This is a genomic window from Cellulosimicrobium funkei (assembly GCF_001019615.1).
GTDB classification, from domain to species: domain Bacteria; phylum Actinomycetota; class Actinomycetes; order Actinomycetales; family Cellulomonadaceae; genus Cellulosimicrobium; species Cellulosimicrobium cellulans_E.
Genome location: NZ_JNBQ01000019.1, coordinates 24456 through 40284, shown reverse-complemented (window position 1 = coordinate 40284; position 15829 = coordinate 24456). Strand labels below are relative to the sequence as shown.

Here is a 15829-nt window from a genome sequence, read left to right as displayed (position 1 = left end):
CTGCGACCCCGGGTTCGGCACCGGCGGACGGGCAGGGCGGTGACGGTCACGGGCGGGTCACCGCGCACGCGAGGCCGTCGAGCGTGGCGGCGTCGAACGCCGGGGCGACGCCGAGGCCGGGGTCGTGCGTGGTGCCGAGCACGACGAACGTCGTGCTGCGTCCCGGACGCAGCGCGGTCCGGCCCGACGCCGTGACCCGCGTACCGTCCTGCGCGACGGTGGCGCCGACGCCCGCGGTCGCGACGTCGCCCGGCCGCGCGTACCACGCGAGCTCCCAGCCGCTCAGCGGCTCGGTGCCGGTGCTGGTGACGCGCACGGTCGTGAGCGTCGCGCCCCCGACGGCGAGCGTCCTCGCCTCGACCGAGCACGTCGCGGGCGCGTCCTCGAGGAGGCCGTAGTTGCCGCCCTCGTCGTGGACGGTGCCCCACAGGTGGTGGTCGCCGTCGGGCTGCGAGGTGACGCCCGAGACGCGGACGTCGGAGAACCGGTGGTCGCCGCCGAGGCGCACGGCGACGCCGTGCGACCCGGTGCGCTCGATCGTCGTGTCGCTGACCCGCAGGTCGTTCACCCAGTGGCTGCCGCTCACGAGCAGTCCCTCGTACGTCGAGTCGAGGATCTCGGTGCCGCGGATCACGACCGGCGTCGTGATGTGGCTCGTGTCCGCGAACACCCAGATGCCTCCGAACGACGTGCTCCAGTTGGGCTCCCACCCGCCGGTGCGGATCAGCGTGCTGTCCTCGACGACCGTGGTGCCCGAGAACGGCACCGGGTTGAAGCGCGTGCTGACCGCGACGCCCGCGGCGGCGGTGAGCGTGTCGCGCACCACGAGCCCCGAGACGCTGTTCGAGTCGCCGCCGTAGATCGCGGCGCCGTTGCCCAGCAGCGGGCTCGTGACCGTGCTGCGCACGAACGACGAGCGCGTCACCGCGCCGCCCGAGGACCACATCGCCATCGCGTCGTCGCCGGTGTTGCGCACGGTCGCGTGCTCGACGCGCGTGTCCGTGACCCGACCGTGCAGGTGGACGCCGTCGGCGAACGTGTCCCGCACGCGGAGCCCGAGCGCGTAGAGCCCGTCCGTGCCCGTGTCGGCCCAGAGGCCGACCTTCGTGTGGGAGATCCAGACGTTCTGGACGAGCGAGCCCTGCCCGAAGCTGCCCTCGAGCGCCGCGTCGAACCGGGCGTCGTCGCGGTACCGGACGTCGCCGTCGACCATGAGGTCCGCGATGGTCACGCCGGACCCCTGCGCGTACAGCCCGCCCTTGCCGTCGCGGCCCGCGACCACGGAGTACCAGGGCCCCGCGCCGCGGACCGTGACGTCGTGCACGCGCACGCGATCGGTCAGCGTGAAGCGGCCCGGCGGGACCCACACCCCCGTCCCGGCCTCGCGCGCCGCGGCGACCGCAGCGACGAACGCGGCGGTGTCGTCGGTCGGGGTGGCTGTGGACGAGTCGTCCGTGGCGCCGTGGTCGCGCACGTCCACGAGGCCGGGAGGTGCCGTGAGCGGCGCGGGCGCGACCTCGGTCTCCACGAGGTCCACGGTGTACGGGAGGTCGGCGGAGGCGCTGTCGCGCTGGAGGCGCAGCGTCGTGCCGGCCTTCAGCTCGCGCGGGAGCAGCACGCGCGTCTCGTCGAAGAACCGCTGGGCCCCGCCCTGCGCCGGGTCGTTGCCGTACGGATAGCCGCCGTAGACGTGGGAGTAGCGCGAGGTGACGTCGACGTCGGCGACCTTGCGCCCGCCCGCGTAGACGCCGAGCGAGCCGCCCTGGCCCGTCCCGTCGGTCGAGTCCGGGACCGACGCGCGCAGCACGAGCGCGTTCGCCGGCTCCGTGAGGGTCCACTCGACGTGCTCGCCGGTGCGGTCGAGCGTGACGGCCTGACGGCCCGACGCCTCGGCCGCGACCGTGCGGAGCTCGCGGCTCGGCGCGAGCACCTCGCCGGTCGTGCGGCCGTGCTCGGCCTCGTACGTCGTCGCGGGCGTGAAGGCGCCGCGGTCCGCGAACGCCTGGCCGCGCTGCAGCGTCACGCGGTCGATCTCCAGGCCCGACGGCGCGGGCGCACCCTGGCCCTGTGCGTCGCCCTGGTCTGCTCCGCCTGCCGGACCGGTCGTGCCGTCGGGGTCGGCCGGGTCGGCGACCGTGCGGCGCAGCTCGACGCTGCCCAACCCGGCACGCAGCGGGAGCGTCACGGCGACGTCGTCCCAGCGCTCGCGCGGGGCCAGGACGAGACGCCCGACGGGCTGCCCGTCCACCGCGAGGACCGCGTCCTGGTCGGCGCCGGTCGTGTTGCGGTACCGGAACGTCACGGTCTGGTCGCCTGCCCTCGCGGCGTCCACCGCGACGACGACGCGCGCACGGGGCGCGGCCAGGTCGACGCCCTCCGTCCCGACGGTCGCGCCGTTCGCGGTGAACGCGTCCTCGGCCTGGTACTGCTGCCCCGCACGTGGGGCCGTGGTGCGCAGGACGTCCGCGACGTCGTCGTACCGCGTGTCGGGGCCGGAGCCCGGCTCCGTGCCAGGCTCGGTCGCACCGCCGCCGGGCGTCGAGAGGTCGCCGACCGTCGTCAGGGCGACCGCGTCGAGGTTGACGTTGCCCGTGTCGTCGGCGTCGAAGCGGTAGACGACGGTCTGCTCGCCCGCGTCGAGCGACACGACCTCCTGGTGCACGAACCACGTGCTCCACGACGCCCCCACCGCGGAGGGCAGCGTGACCTGCCGGTCCTCGGTCGCGCCGTCGTGCACGACGACCTGCGAGAGCGTCATGTCGGAGCCGAGCCCGTTCGCGTACCGGAGGTTGAGGCCGTACTCGCCGGCCTCCGGGACGTCGAGCGTGAAGGTCACGCTCGCGGTCCCGGTGTGGTCGATGACGAACCCGTCGACGAACCCGGTCCCGGAGAACCCGAGGTGGTTGTCGTTGACACCCGCGCCCCCGGCGAGCACCGCGTCCTCCGCCTCGAGCTCGATCGGCAGCGTGGCGGTGACGGCCACCGCGACCTCGGACGACGGGGCGGGCTCGACGGCGGGCTCCGCCGCCGCGGGCCCGGCGACCAGCGCGGCCCCGACGAGCGCGGCGACCACAGCCCCCGCTGTGGGCATGGAACGGGCCCTGTCGGAACGATGCGAGCGTGCCCATTTCCTGCCCACAGCGAGGGTGGGGGTGGGGGTGGGGGTGGGCCAGGTTCGGTGCACGACGATCTCCTTCGACCGCAGGACGGACGGCTGGGCGGGGTGGTCTGCGGGGGCGCGGGCGAGGCGCCGAACCCGGGGTCGTGGGCCGGTACGGTGCCGAACCCGGGGACATGGGCGGGTTCGGCACCGAGGGGTGCAGCAACCCCGGGTTCGGCGAGCGGCGCGAGGCCGCGGAGCGGGCGGTCAGCCCTGGGCGGCGTCGAGGAGCGCCTGGGCTTCCTTCTGCACCTGGGCGACGAGCGCGTCGATGTCCGCGTCCTCGTCGGTGAGCACGGCCTGGACGACCGGGTCGAGCAGCGCGTAGATCTCCTGCGTCGAGCGCGCGGGCTCGGGGACGACGGGCTGGTCGAAGATGTTCTCCGTGTAGGAGCTCATCTGGTCCACCGGCACGTTGACGTAGTCCGCGATCCAGGTGCGCGACTCGAGGTACGTCTGCTCGTCGAAGACCGGGAGCTCCGGAGCGCCGACCGGCTGGTCGTTCGCGGCGGCCGTCTCGGCGTCGAGCTTGGCGGCGTCCTCGTCCGCGAGCTTCTGCATGTAGTAGAAGTCGATCCACTCGACGCCGGCCGCCTGCTCCTCGGGCGAGGCCTTCGCGCTCACCGCGGCGAGCGTGCCGCCGCCGAGGACGCCGCCGTCACCGACCAGGGGGATGACGGTGAGCCCGTAGTCGTCCGGGTTCATCGCGTTCTGCGTGAAGAGGTTGCCGTAGTTGCCGCCGCCCGAGACGTACATCCCGATCTGGCCCGCGGCGAAGTCCTGGTTGATGCTCCCCCAGTCGTAGAGGAAGTTCGCTCCCATCGAGTCGTCCTCCCACCGCAGGGCGTGCAGGTACTCGAGCACCTCGGTGAGCTCGGGCGTGTCGATGGTCGACGTCGCGGTCTCGCCGTCGAACTCCTGGACGGAGCCGCCGAACGCGTTGGTGAGCGTCGTGAGGATCCAGCCACCGGTGTTGCCCGACGTCATGGTCGCGTAGCCCGCGACGCCCGTGGCGTCGGCGATGGTCTTCGCGTCCTCGCGGACCTCCTCCCACGTGGTCGGCGGGTCGTCGGGGTCGAGCCCGGCCTGCTCGAACAGCGTGCGGTTGTAGTGCAGGCCCTGGCTGTAGGCGGCGATGGGCACGGCCCACATCGAGCCGTCGGCAGCCTGGCCGGCCTGCGCGACGTTCGGGTTGAAGTCCTCCGCGTACGGGAGCTCGGCGACGAGGTCGCTGATGTCGGCGATCTGCTCGCGCTCGATCAGGCCGCGGCCGTCGGTGAACGGGATGGTGAAGACGTCGGGGAGCGTGCCGCCCGCGAGCTCGGTGGCGAACGTCGTGCCCTCCCACGTGTACTCGCGCGCCGTGACGGTGATGTCCGGGTGCTCCTCCTCGAACTGGGCGACGCGCTCGTCGAACTTGGCGCGCGCGTCGTCGTCGAGGCCGGCGTCGATCGAGACCTCGATCTCGACCGCGCCGGAGCTCGCCGCGCCGTCGCCCTCGGCGTCGTCGCCGGTGCTGCACGCGGTCAGGGTGAGGACCAGGGCGCCGGTGAGCGCGAACGCGCCCACCGTGGTTGCTGACTTCATCGTCTCTCCTCGGTGCGGACTCCCGCGGCCATGATGGCCCACGGTCTGCTGGCTCGGTTCCCGCGCCGCCCCTCGGCACCCGTGCGGATCGTCCCGCACGAAGCCACCGTCCCCGTATGGTTTAGCGCTACATGTTTAACGCTAAACGCATCTAGGATGGGGCGTCAAGGAGCTCCGTGGTCACGAGATGGTCACGAGGCCCGGCACGAGACCCTCGAGCCCGGCGCTGCACGGCGACGTACCGTCGGCTCGAGGGCTGACCAGCGCCCGTTCATGCCCGCCTCGACCGAAGGAGCCGCGCCGCCGATGGCTCGCGTCACGCTCAAGGACATCGCCCGCGAGGCGGGCGTGTCCGTCATGACCGTCTCCAACGTGGTGAACGGCAACCTCGGCCGCGTCTCCCCCGCGACCGCGCGCGAGGTCGAGCGCATCGTCGCCGCGCGGGGCTACGTGCCCAACGGTCCGGCGCAGAGCCTCGCGGCCCGGCGCACGCGGCTCGTCGGCCTCCTGCTGCCCGACCGCGCCGACGGCGGCAGCCTGCTCGGCAGCCCGCACGACGTCGCCGTCGCCGGAGCCGTCGAGGCCCGCCTGCGCGAGCGCGACCACCACCTCATGCTGCGCGGGGTCACGCGCCACCGCGACGTGCTCGACTCCGTGCGGCGCTGGAGCCTCGACGGGATCGTCGTCATGGGGTTCACCGACGACGAGCTCGCGGCGCTCGACCTGCCCCAGGACGTGCCCGCCGTCGTCGTGGACACCTACGTAGACGCGCCCGGCGCCGCGACCGTGCGCGCCGACGACTTCGAGGGCGGGCGCCTCGCGGGCGCCCACCTGCGCGCGCTCGGCCACCGCGAGGTCGTGCTGTGCGGGCCCGTGGGCACGACCAGCCAGGTCGTCCGCGAGCGCCTCGCGGGCTTCCGCGCGGGGCTCGGCCTCGACCCGGCCGAGGGGACGCCGCCCGGGGCAGCGGCGCCCGGCACGGTGCGCGGGGAGGCGGGGGACGCCGTCGTGCTGTACGTCGTGGCGGCGAACACGACGTACGACGACGGCCTCGACGCCGCCGCTCAGGTCGCGGCCGAGCTCCCCGGCGCGACGGCCGTGTTCGCCACGGCGGACGTCCTCGCCGCGGGGATCTCGCGCGGGCTGGCGCAGGCCGGGGTCCGTGTGCCGGACGCCGTGTCGGTCGTGGGGTTCGACGACGCCGAGATCGCGCGGTACGTCGACCCGCCGCTCACGACTGTCGCGCAGGACACCGCGCTCAAGGGACGCACGGCGGCCGACCTGCTCCTCGACGCGCTGGACGACGGCGCCTCGCGACCCCGGCGCTCGGAGCCCGAGCCGAGCGGTGAGGGCCCGAACGGCGTCACACGGATCGACGTCGCCCTGGTGGAGCGGAGGTCGACCGCGTCACCGACACCGCGCTGAGCGACGGGTGCGGCGGTCGGCACGCGAGCCAGGACCACCTGCGCCGGGCCCGCCTCCCGCTCACGAGACGCGCGTCGCTGCGCAGGCTCTCGTCACGCGGGCGTCCGCCCCGGCGGCGTGCTCCATTCACTGCCGCTACTGTCGTCCACCCGTGGCATGCGACCAGACGTGCGACGTCGACCGAAGGACGGCAGCGTGGACGAGCACACCACCGGCCTGCGACCGCTGGTCTCCGAGATCGTGAACCAGCTGGCTCAGACCTCTGACGTCGACGAGGCGGTGCGTCGGCTCGCTCGCCTTCTGGTCCCGGAGGCGGCCGACTGGTGCATCGTCACCCTGGTCGCGGACGACGAGTCCCGCACACCGCACCGCCACCTGAGCGACATCGGGTGGTGGCACGCCGACCCCGCTCGCCGCGCGACGCTCGCCGAGTACGCGGCGGTGCGGATCAGCGCGTTGCGCGAGCACTCGATGCTCATGGACTCGATCGACTCCTTGCGGCTCGTGCACGTCCCGACCGACGCGCTCGACGCCCTCGACGAGGTCCTCGTCCCGGGGCGCGCCCGGGACCTGGCCGAGCAGCTGGCGCCGACGTCGCTGACCGTCGTCCCGCTGCACTCCCGGGGACGCACCCTGGGCGCGCTGACCCTGTTCATGGGTGAAGGGCGGGCCGCTCTCACCCCGGCGGACCTGGCAGTCCTTTCCCAGCTGTCGGACGCAGCCGCCCTGGCCCTCGACAACGCCCGCCTGTACCGCCAGCAGCGCAACGTCGCCCTCACCTTCCAACGCTCCCTGCTGACGGCGCCGGTCGAACCGGACCACATGCACGTGGCCGCCCGCTACCAGCCCGCGGCGGAGGCGACGCGGGTCGGCGGGGACTGGTACGACGCCTTCATGCAGCCCGACGGATCGACCGTCCTGGTGATCGGCGACGTCGTCGGCCACAACGTCGAGGCCGCAGCGCTCATGGCGCAGCTGCGGTCGATGCTGCGGGCCGTCTCGGTCGTCACGCAGGGCAGCCCTGCCGAGGTGGTCGAGCACCTGGACGCCGCCGTCCGCACCTTGCAGATCCCCGTCATGGCGACCCTCGTCATGGCCCGCATCGAGCAGACGCGCGAGGAGCGTGCGCGAGGTATCACCCGGATGAGGTGGACCAACGCCGGGCACCTGCCACCCATGGTGATCAACCCCGACGGCACCGTGCTCGCCCTGCCGGCACCGCCGAATGACCCCCTGCTGGGTCTCATGCCCGACCGTCGGCGGACCGACCACGAGATCACCCTCGACCGCGAGTCCACCATCGTGCTCTACACCGACGGCCTCATCGAGCGACGCACGCGCTCCGTGAACGACGGCCTCACCGAGCTGCACGACGCATTGACCCGTCACGCCGAGCTCCCGGCGGACGACCTCACCGACGCGCTCCTCGCCGAGCTCCCCGCCGGCCCCGGGGAGGACGACATCGCCCTGATCGCCGTCCGCCTCCACCGGCAGGACCGACCTCGCCCCGACGAGGCCGGACCGACCCAGGTGCCTCCCGACGTGCCCGGCGCACCGACCGGGTCTTGAGCCGCGGCGGACCCCCGGCGAGGCGACGCACGGTCCCGTCGGGAACGCGGAGGCATCGAGCCGGGCCACGCGGTAGATCACCTCTGTCCGTCGATCCAGGTGGACCGTCTCCGTGCCGGACAGCCAACCGCGAACAGGCGGTCGACGGCGAGTGCCCACACAGATCGCCTTCGAGCACCAGTTCGATCCCCCGCGCAACCTGAACGCGTCACCGCGACCGCGCACGACCCGTTCGAAGCCGACCGTTTGTCGGGCGTCGCAGAAGAAGGTTCTGCGACGCAGGGGGCCAACGCCTCCGTAGTCGCCGCCCGAGCCGCGCCGGTGGTCCCGGCGGCCTACCGCGGCCGGACCGCAGCCGCGGTTGCTGGCTCGCTGGATCGGGGTCACGGTCGAGGGGACGTACCCGTTGGGAGGACCTCATGGCCGCCGCGACCGCACCGCTCGTCAAGACTTTCGCCGTCCCCGTCCCGCCGGAGCACGCGTTCGCCGTCTTCGTCGACGAGCTCGCGGCGTGGTGGCCGCTCGGCGCGTTCTCCGTGGGCGGCGAGACCTCGACCGCTGCCTTCGAGCGGGACTCGGACGGCCGCGCCGTACGGCTCGTCGAGACGCTCGCCGACGGCACGACCACCGACTGGGGCCGCGTGACGCGCTGGGACCCGCCGCACGCCGTCGCCTTCACCTGGCACCCCGGGGAGCGCGCCGACGCCGCGACGGACGTCGAGGTGACGTTCTCGCCCTCCGGGGAGGGGACCGACGTCGTGCTCACGCACTCCGGCTGGTCCGCCCGGCACGACGGCGCCGGTGCCCGTGAACGGTACGACGGCGGCTGGGAGCTGGTCCTCGCGCCGTTCGCCGAGCACGCGGGCGGGTCGGGCTGACCGGTCCCGGCTTGCGGGTGGAGCCCACCGCCCCGAGCGTGGTGTTGGTCCGGGACGGGCCGCGAGGCCGGTCCGCCGACGCGAGCGTCGCGCGCCGAGGCGACGCCCACCGAGGAGGCCGCCATGACCGAGAGCAGCAGCGGACGCCGCGCGTCCGAGACCGCGGCGGACGCGGAGGCCAGGCCCGCTCCCGACGCCGAGCGCAAGCCCGACTCCCCCACCGACCTGCACAAGCCGTCGTGGGGGTTCGCGCTCAAGGGTGCGGTGCGCGAGTTCATGGACGACCAGTGCACCGACCTCGCCGCGGCTCTCACGTACTACGCCGTGCTCGCCTCGGCGCCTGCGCTCCTGGCTCTCGTCTCCCTGCTCGGGCTCGTGGGTGACGGGGAGAAGGCCGTCGACTCGGTGCTCACGAGCGTCGAGGGGGTCGTCCCGTCGACGACGCTGGACATGATCGAGCCGCTCGTCGAGCAGGCCGCGAACACCGACAAGGCCGGGTTCGCGCTCGTCATCGGTGTCGTGCTGGCGCTGTGGTCCGCGTCCGGGTACGTCGGCGCGTTCGCCCGGTCCATGAACCGCATCTACGAGGTCGAGGAGGGGCGCCCCATCTGGAAGCTGCGCCCCGTGATGCTCGGCGTCACCGTGATCACCGTGATCCTCGCGGGTCTCGTCGTCGCGAGCCTCGTGCTCTCCGGCCCGATCGCGCGGCAGGTGGGCGAGCTCGTGGGCCTCGGCGACACCGCGATCGCCGTCTGGCAGGTCGCGAAGTGGCCGGTCGCGCTCCTGCTCGTGGTGATCCTCGTCGCGCTGCTCTACCACCTCACGCCCAACGTCAAGCAGCCGAAGTTCCGCTGGGTCAGCCCGGGCGCGATCCTCGCGATCCTCGTCTGGGTCGTCGCCTCCGCGGGCTTCGGGCTGTACCTCGGCAGCGGGTTCAGCAGCTACGGGGCGACCTACGGCACGCTCGCCGGCGTCATCATCTTCCTCCTGTGGCTCTGGCTCACGAACCTCGCGCTCCTGCTCGGGGCGGAGCTCGACGCCGAGGTCGAGCGCAGCCGGGAGCTCCAGGGCGGACTCGAGGCCGAGGAGCGCCTCCAGCTCCCGCCGCGGGACACGCGTGCGAGCGACAAGAAGGCCGCCAAGCGCGAGGAGGCCGTCGAGCAGGCGCGCGCCCTGCGCCAGAGCGGCGGTCACTCCGCTGACGCCGACACCGACGACCGAGACGGCGGGCCGGCCCGCGAGACCGGTCGAGGGTCCGCCCGCGCGGAGGGCGGCGACGCCGACCGCCGTGACGTGTAGCGAGGGCTACCGGGCGGGCGCGGGGTCCGGGATCTCGTCAGGCCGGTAGCGCGGCAGGCGGCTCGCGGGCAGGATCGCCGTCGCGCTCACGCCGGCGAGGACGAGGAGCCCGATCCGCAGCGTGCCCAGGCGCGCCTCCTCGTTGAGCGCCACGGCCGCGTCCACCTGGGCGGGCGTGGCGTCGGTGCCCGCGAGGACCGTGCGCAGGTCGTCGTTGCTCACGAAGTTGACCGTGTCCAGGTCGACCTGGGCGACGAGCGACGGCGGCAGCTCGGGGTGCTCGACCACGGCGCGCCCGACGCTGAACGACAGGATCGTCACCAGCAGCGCCCCCGCGAGCGCGGTGCCGACCGCCGAGGCGAGGTTCTGCGTCGTGCCGCGGATGGAGCCGACGTCGCCCGCGAGGGTCTTGGGCGCCGCGGTGACGAGCACGTTGAACACGAGCGTCACCAGGGCGCCCTGGCCGACCCCGAAGACGACGAGGCCGAGGATCGTGGGCAGCGTCTCCCAGTTGTTGGTGACGACGAGCGACAGCCAGAGCAGCGCGACGGTGGTCAGCGTGAAGCCGAAGACCCCGATCGTGCGCGGCGGGTAGCGCCGGTAGAAGCGCACGACGAGCGTCGCGGTGACGAACACCGTGAGGTTGAACGGCATCATCGCGAGCGCGGTGTCGAACGGGGTGCGGCCCTGCACGATCTGGATGTAGAGCGGGACGGTGAAGTTCAGCGCGGCCTCGAGCGCGACCACGACGAACATCGCGTACACCGCCGCCCGCTCGCTCGGGCGCGCGAGGACGGACAGGTCGACGAGCGGCACCTTGCCGGCGGCGGTCCGGCGCCGCGTCCACCAGAAGAACGTCTGGCCGAGCACGACGCCGAGCAGCACGAGCAGCGGCGCGGGCGAGACCCCGACCAGGTCGAACGGCGCCCCCGGCGCGGCGAAGAACAGCCCCCAGGCGTTGAGGTTGTTGAAGCCGAGGGTGAGCGCGACGACGGCCGCGCCGATGAGGACCGCGGCCACGAGGTCGATCCGGATGCCGGGGTCGCCGGCGTCGGAGCGCAGCCGGAAGCTGAGGACGAAGACGGCGACGGCGAGCGCCAGGACGATCGCGAACGTGGGCCGCCAGCCGATGAGCGTCCCGAGCGCGCCGCCGATGAAGAACGCGCTCATGCCGGACACCGCGCGCGCCGAGCCCAGCGAGCCGATCGCCGTCGCCTGCTGGGGTCCGCGGTAGTTCTCCGCGATGAGGGCGACCAGCGCGGGCACGATGATCGCGGCCGAGGCGCCGGCGACGGCCTGGCCCGTGATGGCCCACGCGACGGTCGGCGAGAGGATCATGAGCAGCGCCGAGCCGGCGAACGTCGCGACGACGACGCGGAAGATCGACACCCAGCCGATCCGCTGCCCCAGCTTCGCCCCGGTCATGACGAGCGCGGCCACCGCGAGCCCGTAGACGACGATCGTCGTGCTCGCGACGGTCGGCGGGACGCCGAAGTCCTCGACCATGCCGCCCAGCGACACAGGCAGGGCCGCGACGTTGAACGACATGAGGACCTGCGCGAGGAACAGGCCGACCATCGGCACCCACGACCGGCGGTCCTCGGTCGCGGGTGCGGCGCTGCTGTCGACGACGTCTCGGGTGCTCACGAGGCCGGGTCCCTTCTCTCGGTCGGGCGGGTGGGCGTCACGGGGACCTGCGCGGACGACGCGAAGAGGTTGAGGCCGAGGGTCCGCGAGAGGTACGCGGTCGCGCGCTGCCCGCGCACGCTGTTGCCGGCCGGGTCGAGGGGCGGGGAGTACGTGCCGATCGCCCCCTTGCCGGGGGCGATGGCGACGATCCCCCCTGCCACGCCGGACTTGGCAGGAAGGCCGATCTCGAACAGCCACTCCCCCGACCGCTCGTACATCCCCGTCGAGGCGAGCACGGCGAGCGTGTCGCGGCACACCTGCGTCGAGACCACGCGCTCGCCCGTGACCGGGTTGACCCCGCCGTCCGCGAGCGTGGCCCCCATGACCGCGAGGTCGCGCGCGCTCACGCGCAGCGCGCACTGCTTGGTGTAGACGTCGACGACCTCGAGCGGGTCGAGCTCGATGCGCCCGTAGCTCTCCAGGAGCCGGGCGATCGCCTTGTTGCGCATGTTCGTCGCCGACTCCGACCGGTAGACCACGCCGTCGAGCTCGAGCGGTCGGCCGGCGAACCGGGACAGGCCGGTGCGCACGTTCTCCCACTGCTCGGCGAAGGACGCGCCCGGCACGAGGGCCGTCGTCGCGAGCGCGCCGGCGTTGACCATGGGGTTGCGCGGGTGCCCGTCGTGGAGCTCGACCGCCATCACGGAGTTGAAGGGGAGGCCCGTGCTGTCCACCCCGACCCGTTCGAGCACGCCCTCGTGCCCGTAGGCCTCGCACACGAGCGCGTAGACGAACGCCTTGGAGATCGACTGGACGGAGAACTCGACGTCGGCGTCGCCCACGGCGTGGACCGCGCCGCCCGACTCGGCGACGCACACGCCGAACAGCGACCGGTCGGCCTCGGCGAGGACGGGGATGTAGTCGGCGACCGTGCCGTCGTCGTTCCCGCGGTAGCGCTCGTGGGACGCGCGGACGTGCTCCTCGACGCGGTCCCAGCCCGGGAGCGACCCGGTCGCGACCTCCTGTGCGACGCCGTCGACGCCCAGCCTCATCACGTCCCCTCCGTCCGGATCGTCCGAGACGACCACGCGCGATGCTGCCACGTCCCACCACGGGGCGCAGGCCGAGGCGGACGCGGGCGGACCGTGTCCGCGGCGCCGGTGCGGGTCCGACCGTCCCCCGGACCGCGACCGGGCGCGCGGGTGGCGGCCGGCCGCGCGAGCCCGCCCGCGCCTCAGGCGCTCGTGCGGCGGACGACGACGGACGGGAACGTGCGCTCGTCGTCGCGGCGGCGGCGGTCCAGCAGGGCTGCCGTCGCCGCGGCCGCGATCCGCTCCACGGGGTGGGTCGCGGTCGTCAGGCCGGGACCGGCCTGCTCCGCGAAGGGCTGGTCGTCGAACCCGGTGACGGCGACGTCGTCGGGCACGCGGACGCCGTCCTCCGCGAGCGCGCGCATCGCCCCGACGGCGAGCGTGTCGCTCATCGCGACGAGCGCGTCCACGCCGGGCCAACGCCGGCGCGCCTCGCGGGCCGCCTCCGCGCCCGCGAGGGCCGTCAGGTCGGCGGCCACGACGCGGCGCGGGACGCCGGCGGCGCGCACGACCGCGTCGTACGCCTCGACGGCCCGTTGCGCGCCGGGGAGCCAGCCCGGCCCGGTGAGCATGACGACGTCGCGCCGCCCGTCGGCGAGCACGTGCTCGACGAGGGCGGCGATCCCGGCCGCGGCGTCGACGTCGTAGGAGGGCACGCGGCCGTCGGCGGGGCCGATCGCCGCCACGCGGGAGAGCAGCGTGCGCGGCACGCTCGCGAGCACCTCCGCCGAGTAGTCGACGAGGAGCACGCCGCCCACGCCCGGGTCGCGCGCGAGCCGGGCCAGCTCGTCCCTCGGGTCGCGCCCGAGCCAGCGCAGCGCCACGCCGACGCCCTGGGTGTCCGCCGCGCGGCTGGCCGCCGCGACGACGCGCGCGACGTAGGGGTCGCCCAGCAGGTCCGCGGACGGCGACCCCACCGCGACCACGACCCGCTCGCCGCGCCCGCTCGCGAGCGACCGCGCCCCGGGGTGCGGCACGTACCCGAGCTCCTCGACGGCGGCGAGGACGGCGCGCCGCGCCGCGTCGGACACGGGTCCCGTGCCCCGCACGACGCGCGAGGCCGTGGACCGCGAGACGCGGGCCGCCGCGGCGACGTCGTCGAGCGTGGTGGGCGGCATGGCGATCTCCTGGGCGAGTCCTGTCGGCGGTGACGGGCGGCGCCCGGAGCACCACGCTATCCCGCGGAGGGCCGTCGGTGGAAGCGTTCCCACGGTCGGGTCGAGGCCTGGTTCGACGCCGCGCTTGGCGTTGCTCCTCAGGACCGGCGCGCGGCGGGGACCGAGCCCGGGTTCGCCACGCGGTCCCGGCGGGTCGCGAGCCGTAGCGCCACCACGGCGAGGCCGGCGCCGAGCAGCGCGCCGATCGAGTTGGAGAGCCAGTCGTTCGTGTCGCACGACCGCCCGAGCGCCGGTGACAGCGCCTGGACCACCTAGATGAGCGCGGAGGCGACGACGCCGCCGAGGAGCGCGACGAGCGGCCTGCCCAGCGCGACCGCGGCGAGCAGCACCGGCGGCACGAACAGCACGACGTTCGCCAGGAGCTCGACGCGTCCCGGCGTCGGCAGCGACCAGCTCACGGTGCAGACGGCGAAGAGCTCGCGGTCGACCGGCACGAGGGTCAGCAGCAGCACGGGGACCAGCGAGACGCCGAAGAGCACCCACGCGAGCGGGCGGCGGCCCGCCAGCCACGCGCCCACGAGCGGTCCGGCGACGGCGAGGACGAGGAGGGCGAGCGGCGACAACCAGGGGTGCGCGACGAGGAGCGTGGAGATCATAGGCGCGCCAGTCTCGCAGGTCAGCGGGGTGCGGGGTGCGGGGTGACGTGTGTCGGCGGGTCACGGTAGACCTGTGCCCATGACGACGACGCCGTCCCCCGAGCCCCTCGCGCCCGCCGCCGCTGCCTCCCCCGAGGAGTGGTGGATCTGTCGCACGTGCGCGGTCGAGCACGCCGAGCGACCCGACGTGTGCGCCATCTGCGCCGACGAGCGCCAGTGGGTCCCCGCGAGCGGGCAGGCGTGGACCACGCTCGCCGAGCTCGCCGCGGCCGGCGAGCGCCTCGTGCTGGAAGAGCTCGAGCCCGACCTGTTCGGCCTCTCGAGCGAGCCGAGCGTCGGCATCGGGCAGCAGGCCAAGATCGTGCGCACCCCCGCGGGCAACCTGCTCTGGGACCCGCCCGGCTACGTGGACGACGACGCCGTCGAGCGGGTGCGCGCGCTCGGCCCCGTCGTGGCGATCGCGGCGAGCCACCCGCACATGTTCGGCGTCCAGGTCGCGTGGAGCCGCGCCCTGGGCGGCGTCCCCGTGCTCGTCGCCGAGGCCGACGCGCACTGGGTCGCGCGCCCCGACCCGGTCATCGAGACGTGGACCGGCGAGCGCGAGGTGCTGCCCGGCGTCGTCCTGTCACAGCCGGGCGGCCACTTCCCCGGCAGCGCCGTCGTGCACTGGGCGGCCGGCGCCGAGGGTCGGGGCGTGCTGCTGTCCGGAGACACGATCTTCGCCAACCCGGACCGCACGTCCGTGAGCTTCATGCGGTCCTACCCCAACCGCATCCCGCTCTCCGCCGCCGTCGTGCTGCGCGTCGCCGAGCACGTCGCGCGGCGCCCGTTCGAGCGGCTCTACAACAACTTCGAGGGCGTGATCCCCGCCGACGCGCGCGACGTCGTGCTCCGCTCCGCGCAGCGTCACGCCGCCTGGGTCCGGGGGGACTTCGACCACCTCACCTGACTGCCGCCCGGGAGCCCGCTCCCGCCCCCGACAGGGCTGCGACGGCCCCCGGCCGGGCGCAGGATCGGAGGGGAGGTGACGACGATGCCGAGACGCGTCTCAGGGGCGGCGGTGGCGGCGACCGGGACGTGGGTCGACCCGGACGGCGTGCGGATGCCCGCCGGAGAGGTCCACGCGTGGGAGCGCGGTACGAACGCGACGGTGTGCCGCCTGCAGCTCAGCCGCCAGGGCCTCGCGCGCTTCCCGCACGTGACCTGGGCGGACGTCCAGCCCGCGACCGGGCGGGACGCCGACGCCGTCACGTCCGTGTGTCGCCGCTGCGCGGCCGGGACCGGCGCACGGCGGGACGACAAGCCCTGGCGCCGGGTCGACCCGCGGCCGTGACGGCGGGCTCCGGATGAAGCGACGCCCACGACACGGCCCCGGCCTTCCTGGGCGGAGCCAGGAGGGCCGGGACCGTGCGGCTCA

13 protein-coding genes are annotated in these 15829 nt (G+C 74.3%); 6 read left to right on the top strand and 7 right to left on the bottom strand.

Annotation, left to right across the window (positions count from 1 at the left end):
* Nucleotides 1–46: 46 nt before the first annotated feature.
* On the bottom strand, nt 47–3091 hold the full coding sequence (locus FB00_RS13585) for a CBM35 domain-containing protein (protein WP_156186413.1): 3045 nt from the start codon (nt 3089–3091) through the stop codon (nt 47–49).
* A 276-nt stretch (nt 3092–3367) separates the two neighbouring features.
* Complete coding sequence (locus FB00_RS13580; RefSeq protein WP_047233453.1) at nt 3368–4747, bottom strand: ABC transporter substrate-binding protein; 1380 nt, start codon at nt 4745–4747, stop codon at nt 3368–3370.
* Nucleotides 4748–5053: 306 nt separating this feature from the next.
* On the opposite strand from FB00_RS13580, the gene FB00_RS13575 reads away from it, so the two are divergent.
* The 4 genes from FB00_RS13575 (at nt 5054) to FB00_RS13560 (ending at nt 9918) form a co-directional block, all read left to right on the top strand.
* Complete coding sequence (locus tag FB00_RS13575) at nt 5054–6172, top strand: LacI family DNA-binding transcriptional regulator (protein WP_047233452.1); 1119 nt, start codon at nt 5054–5056, stop codon at nt 6170–6172.
* 195 nt (nt 6173–6367) lie between these two features.
* Complete coding sequence (locus FB00_RS13570) at nt 6368–7741, top strand: PP2C family protein-serine/threonine phosphatase (RefSeq protein ID WP_047233451.1); 1374 nt, start codon at nt 6368–6370, stop codon at nt 7739–7741.
* Between the two features lie 419 nt (nt 7742–8160).
* Complete coding sequence (locus FB00_RS13565) at nt 8161–8619, top strand: SRPBCC domain-containing protein (RefSeq protein WP_047233450.1); 459 nt, start codon at nt 8161–8163, stop codon at nt 8617–8619.
* 123 nt (nt 8620–8742) lie between these two features.
* Complete coding sequence (locus FB00_RS13560; RefSeq protein WP_082141305.1) at nt 8743–9918, top strand: YihY/virulence factor BrkB family protein; 1176 nt, start codon at nt 8743–8745, stop codon at nt 9916–9918.
* 6 nt (nt 9919–9924) lie between these two features.
* On the opposite strand, the gene FB00_RS13555 is transcribed toward FB00_RS13560, so the two are convergent.
* From FB00_RS13555 to FB00_RS13540, 5 genes are all read right to left on the bottom strand, one after another.
* Nucleotides 9925–11565, bottom strand: a complete 1641-nt coding sequence (locus FB00_RS13555; protein WP_231581853.1) for an MFS transporter — start codon at nt 11563–11565, stop codon at nt 9925–9927.
* Complete coding sequence (gene glsA, locus FB00_RS13550) at nt 11562–12599, bottom strand: glutaminase A (RefSeq protein WP_197088813.1); 1038 nt, start codon at nt 12597–12599, stop codon at nt 11562–11564. The genes FB00_RS13555 and glsA overlap by 4 nt, the downstream gene beginning before the upstream one ends.
* Nucleotides 12600–12781: 182 nt before the next feature.
* Nucleotides 12782–13756, bottom strand: coding sequence for a LacI family DNA-binding transcriptional regulator (locus FB00_RS13545; protein WP_047233449.1), 975 nt, complete (start codon nt 13754–13756; stop codon nt 12782–12784).
* 137 nt (nt 13757–13893) lie between these two features.
* Nucleotides 13894–14067, bottom strand: a complete 174-nt coding sequence (locus FB00_RS22110) for a VanZ family protein (RefSeq protein ID WP_156186412.1) — start codon at nt 14065–14067, stop codon at nt 13894–13896.
* A complete protein-coding gene (locus FB00_RS13540; protein ID WP_156186411.1) occupies nt 14068–14412 on the bottom strand; it encodes a hypothetical protein in 345 nt (114 codons plus the stop codon). It abuts the gene before it with no gap.
* Between the two features lie 79 nt (nt 14413–14491).
* Here FB00_RS13540 and FB00_RS13535 point away from each other — a divergent pair, with 79 nt between their 5' ends.
* Nucleotides 14492–15361: an MBL fold metallo-hydrolase gene (locus tag FB00_RS13535; protein WP_082141304.1), complete on the top strand. Its 870-nt coding sequence runs from the start codon at nt 14492–14494 to the stop codon at nt 15359–15361.
* A gap of 84 nt (nt 15362–15445) precedes the next feature.
* On the top strand, nt 15446–15745 hold the full coding sequence (locus tag FB00_RS13530) for a hypothetical protein (RefSeq protein WP_047233474.1): 300 nt from the start codon (nt 15446–15448) through the stop codon (nt 15743–15745).
* The last annotated feature ends 84 nt before the right edge of the window (nt 15746–15829 follow it).

What these genes read in the sequence shown, in the direction of transcription:
- FB00_RS13575 (WP_047233452.1), top strand. Translation starts at nt 5,054, where the DNA reads ATGGCTCGCGTCACGCTCAAGGACATCGCCCGCGAGGCGGGCGTGTCC.
- FB00_RS13585 (WP_156186413.1), bottom strand. Translation starts at nt 3,091, where the DNA reads ATGCCCACAGCGGGGGCTGTGGTCGCCGCGCTCGTCGGGGCCGCGCTG.
- FB00_RS13580 (WP_047233453.1), bottom strand. Translation starts at nt 4,747, where the DNA reads ATGAAGTCAGCAACCACGGTGGGCGCGTTCGCGCTCACCGGCGCCCTG.
- FB00_RS13560 (WP_082141305.1), top strand. Translation starts at nt 8,743, where the DNA reads ATGACCGAGAGCAGCAGCGGACGCCGCGCGTCCGAGACCGCGGCGGAC.
- glsA (WP_197088813.1), bottom strand. Translation starts at nt 12,599, where the DNA reads ATGAGGCTGGGCGTCGACGGCGTCGCACAGGAGGTCGCGACCGGGTCG.
- FB00_RS13545 (WP_047233449.1), bottom strand. Translation starts at nt 13,756, where the DNA reads ATGCCGCCCACCACGCTCGACGACGTCGCCGCGGCGGCCCGCGTCTCG.
- FB00_RS13540 (WP_156186411.1), bottom strand. Translation starts at nt 14,412, where the DNA reads ATGATCTCCACGCTCCTCGTCGCGCACCCCTGGTTGTCGCCGCTCGCC.
- FB00_RS13530 (WP_047233474.1), top strand. Translation starts at nt 15,446, where the DNA reads ATGCCGAGACGCGTCTCAGGGGCGGCGGTGGCGGCGACCGGGACGTGG.
- FB00_RS13565 (WP_047233450.1), top strand. Translation starts at nt 8,161, where the DNA reads ATGGCCGCCGCGACCGCACCGCTCGTCAAGACTTTCGCCGTCCCCGTC.
- FB00_RS13535 (WP_082141304.1), top strand. Translation starts at nt 14,492, where the DNA reads ATGACGACGACGCCGTCCCCCGAGCCCCTCGCGCCCGCCGCCGCTGCC.